Consider the following 3,465-nt stretch of genomic DNA (forward strand, 5'->3'; position numbering starts at 1 on the left):
CGGCCGGCGCGCGCCGGGACTCGGCCGCTCCTTCGCCTTCGAGCGCCTGCCCGGCCACGACGCCGCCCGCACCGAGCGCCTCCGCGCGCGCCTCGCGGCGCAGGCCCGGCCGATCGCGGTCGCCATCCACGCCTCCGACCGGAACGCCGGCGCGCTCCGGCTCGCCCAGAAGAACGCCGCCGCGGCGGGCGTCGCCGACGCGATCCGCTTCGAGCGCGCGGACGCCGCCCGCGTCGAGCCGCCCCCCGGGCCGGGGCTGTGCGCGGTGAACCCGCCGTACGGCGTGCGGCTCGACGAGGACGCTGCCCTCGCCTGGCGCGCGCTGGGCGCGCTCTTCCCCCGGCTCCGCGGCTGGGAGGTCGCGGTCCTCGGGCCCGACCGCGGGTACGAGCGGCTCCTGCCGCTCGCGCCCGCGTCCGCGCTGCCCGTTCGCAACGGCGGGCTCGCCTGCCGGCTCCTGCGTCTCTCCCCCTGACGACCCGAGGAGCGGTCGCGGTCGGTCGGCGGAGCGCCGGCGACCGCCTTCACGGGGCGGGGGATCGAGCCGCCGTGCGCTCGGCCGGGGCGTCCAGACGAGGGTGCAGGCATTCGCAGCCCGCGGGACGCACATTGGTGCCGCATGTGGAGGCAGGTCGGCGGGCGCTTCGCCCTTTTGACGCGCGCCGTGCGCCGGGCCCGGCGCCGCGCCGGGATCGGGCTGCTCACGCCCCGGGTGAAGCGCGCCGGCCCGCCCAAGATCGACGTCTCCCGCGTGGGGCACCGCTTCGGGAACCAGGTGGTCGCGCTCCGGGACGTGAACATCGAGGTACACGCCGGCGAGTTCGTGTGCCTCGTCGGGCCGTCCGGCTGCGGGAAGACCACCCTCCTCTACGCGCTCGCCGGCCACCTCGAGCCGAGCGGCGGGCGCATCACCATCGACGGCCTGCGCGTGAAGGGCCCCGGGCCGGACCGCCTGCTCGTCTTCCAGGAGCCCGCGCTCTTCCCCTGGCTCACCGTCCGCCAGAACCTCGTCTTCGCGCTCCGGGCGCGCGGCCTCTCCCGCGCCGACGCCGACGCGCGCGCCCGCGAGTACGTCGGACGCGTCCACCTCGACGGGTTCGAGGAGACGCTCCCGCACCAGCTCTCGGGCGGCATGCGCATGCGCGTCCAGCTCGCGCGCGCCCTCGCGCTCGACCCGGCCGTGCTGCTGATGGACGAGCCGTTCGCCGCGCTCGACGCGCAGACCCGCAGCCACATGCACCAGCTCCTCCAGCAGGTCTGGCTGCGGGACCGCAAGACGGTGGTGTTCGTGACGCACGACGTGCGCGAGGCGCTCGTGCTCGGAGACCGCGTCATCGTGATGGCGGCGCGGCCCGGCCGCGTGCTGCAGGACCTGGACGTCCGGCTCGAGCGACCGCGCGATCCGGACGACGATGCGCTCGTGGAGATGTCGCGGCGCATCCGGGACGAGCTGAGGCGCGCCGAGGCGGCGGGCGCGGCGGAGGGACGGGATGCACGGATCGCTGCGGACGGGGCTACTCCTCTCGGTCCCGCTCCTCATCTGGGAGCTCCTCTCTAGGATCGGCCCCTGGCCTCACTGGCTCTTCCCCGGCCCGCTCGCGGTCGCCGCGAGCGTCGTCCACATGGCCGCGGACGGCCGGCTCGGGGCGGCCGCGGCGCGCTCGCTCGGCCGCCTCGCGCAGGGGTACGCGTTCTCGGCGGTGGCGGGGGTCCCGCTCGGCGTCCTGCTCGCGCGGAGCGCGCTCCTGCGCGGCGCGCTCCGCCCCGTCGTGTTGGGCCTGCAGGCGCTCCCGTCGATCTGCTGGCTGCCGCTCGCGATCCTCTGGTTCGGCCTCTCGGAGACCGCCATCCTGTTCGTGGTCGTCATGGGCTCCGTGCTCGCGATCGCGATCGCGACGGAGGACGCGATCGCGGGCGTGGACCCCCTCATCCTGCGCGCCGCCGGCACGCTCGGGATCCGCGGCGCGCGCTTCCACGCCGGGGTGCTCCTGCCCGCCGCGCTCCCCGGGATCCTCACCGGGCTGAAGCTCGGCTGGAGCTTCGCGTGGCGCGCGCTCATGGCGGGCGAGCTCCTCTTCGTCGCGGGCGGCCTCGGGCAGCTCCTGCAGAACGGCCGCGAGCTGCTCGACGCGGCGCAGGTCATGGGCGTCATGGCCACCATCGTCGCCATCGGCGTCGCGGTCGATCGCGTCCTCTTCCGCATCCTCGAGCTGCGCGTGCGGCGCCGCTGGGGGCTCCTCGAGGAGCCCGCGTGACGCCGCGTCTCCTCGGCCTCGCCACGCGTCGCGCGACGCGCGTCGCCGTCGTGGCGGCGGCCGCGCTCGTGCTCGCCGGCGGCTGCTCCCGCGGGCGGGGGCCCGACGCGCCGTTCCGCCTCGGCTACTTCCCGAACGTCACGCACGCCCAGGCGCTCGTGGGCGTCGACGACGGCACCTTCGCGCGGGCGCTCCCGGCGCGGCTCGAGACGCGCATGTTCAACGCGGGGCCGGCGGCGATGGAGGCGCTGCTCGCGGGCGACCTCGACGCGAGCTACGTGGGCCCCGGCCCGGCCGCGATCGCGTTCCTGCGCACGCAGGGGCAGGCGCTGCGCGTCCTCGCGGGCGCCACCTCGGGCGGCGCGGCGCTGGTGGTGAAGGACGCGCGCGTCCCCGCGGATCTCGCCGGGAAGCGCGTGGCGTCGCCGCAGCTCGGCAACACGCAGGACGTCGCGCTCCGCATGTGGCTCCGCAAGGTGGGGCTCCACGACGCGCGCGGCCAGGGGACGGTGGAGGTGACGCCGCTCGCGAACCCCGACATCCTCGCGCTCTTCGCGCGCGGCGACCTCGCCGGCGCGTGGGTGCCGGAGCCCTGGGCGTCGCGGCTCGTGGCCGAGGCGGGCGGGCGGATCCTGGTGGACGAGCGCACCCTCTGGCCAGAAGGGCGCTTCCCCACCACCCTGCTCGTCGTGTCCGCGCGCGCGCTCGAGCGGCGCCGCCCCGAGGTGCTCGCCCTCGTGCGCGCGCACCTCGAGCTCACCCGGCGCTGGGAGCAGGATCGAGCCGGCTTCGCCCGGCTCGCGAACGCGGCCTACGGGGCGCGCACCGGCAAGCCGCTCCGGGAGGCCGTGCTGCGCGACGCCTTCTCGCGCGTGGCGCCGACCGTGGACCCGCTGAAGGCGCAGCTCGAGCGCATGGCGCGCGACGCGCAGGCGCTGGGCTTCGCGCCCAAGGGCGAGCTCTCGGGTATGGTGGACGCGACCATGCTCCAGGAGATCGCGCACCGATGAGCGGGACCCCAGGGCGCACCGCCCGCCGCGCCGCCAAGCTGCTCGCGCTCACCCTCGTGTCCGTCCTCGGCGCCGGCTGCGCCGCCCGCAGCGCGGTCGCGCCGCCGCTCGACGGGGCCTCGACGTCCGCGGATCGCGACCCCACCCCGACCCCCGGCGAGGCGCCGCCGGAGCCGCCGCGGCGCGCGCCGGAGCTCGGC

Annotated in this window: 4 protein-coding genes and 1 pseudogene; all 5 read left to right on the forward strand. The window is 77.2% G+C overall.

Annotated elements, in window-relative coordinates; translation table 11 throughout:
• A pseudogene (locus MNZ29_RS23740) lies at positions 1–475 on the forward strand (RNA methyltransferase); the annotation flags it as partial.
• Between the two features lie 144 nt (positions 476–619).
• A complete protein-coding gene (locus MNZ29_RS23745) occupies positions 620–1,558 on the forward strand; it encodes an ABC transporter ATP-binding protein (protein ID WP_242357045.1) in 939 nt (312 codons plus the stop codon).
• Positions 1,491–2,255, forward strand: coding sequence for an ABC transporter permease (locus tag MNZ29_RS23750; RefSeq protein ID WP_242341529.1), 765 nt, complete (start codon positions 1,491–1,493; stop codon positions 2,253–2,255). Before MNZ29_RS23745 ends, MNZ29_RS23750 begins: the two co-directional genes overlap by 68 nt.
• Complete coding sequence (locus MNZ29_RS23755) at positions 2,252–3,265, forward strand: ABC transporter substrate-binding protein (protein ID WP_242341530.1); 1,014 nt, start codon at positions 2,252–2,254, stop codon at positions 3,263–3,265. The genes MNZ29_RS23750 and MNZ29_RS23755 overlap by 4 nt, the downstream gene beginning before the upstream one ends.
• Positions 3,262–3,465: hypothetical protein (locus MNZ29_RS23760; protein WP_277957393.1), on the forward strand; the 204-nt coding region annotated here is incomplete at its 3' end. The genes MNZ29_RS23755 and MNZ29_RS23760, both read left to right, overlap by 4 nt.

Origin of the sequence: Anaeromyxobacter sp. SG64, assembly GCF_022690745.1 — a bacterium.
In the GTDB taxonomy this organism is placed as follows: Bacteria; Myxococcota; Myxococcia; order Myxococcales; family Anaeromyxobacteraceae; genus Anaeromyxobacter; species Anaeromyxobacter soli.

Excerpts from the sequence above, each read along its gene's own strand:
- MNZ29_RS23745 (WP_242357045.1), top strand. The coding sequence starts at position 620 with ATGTGGAGGCAGGTCGGCGGGCGCTTCGCCCTTTTGACGCGCGCCGTG.
- MNZ29_RS23750 (WP_242341529.1), top strand. The coding sequence starts at position 1,491 with ATGCACGGATCGCTGCGGACGGGGCTACTCCTCTCGGTCCCGCTCCTC.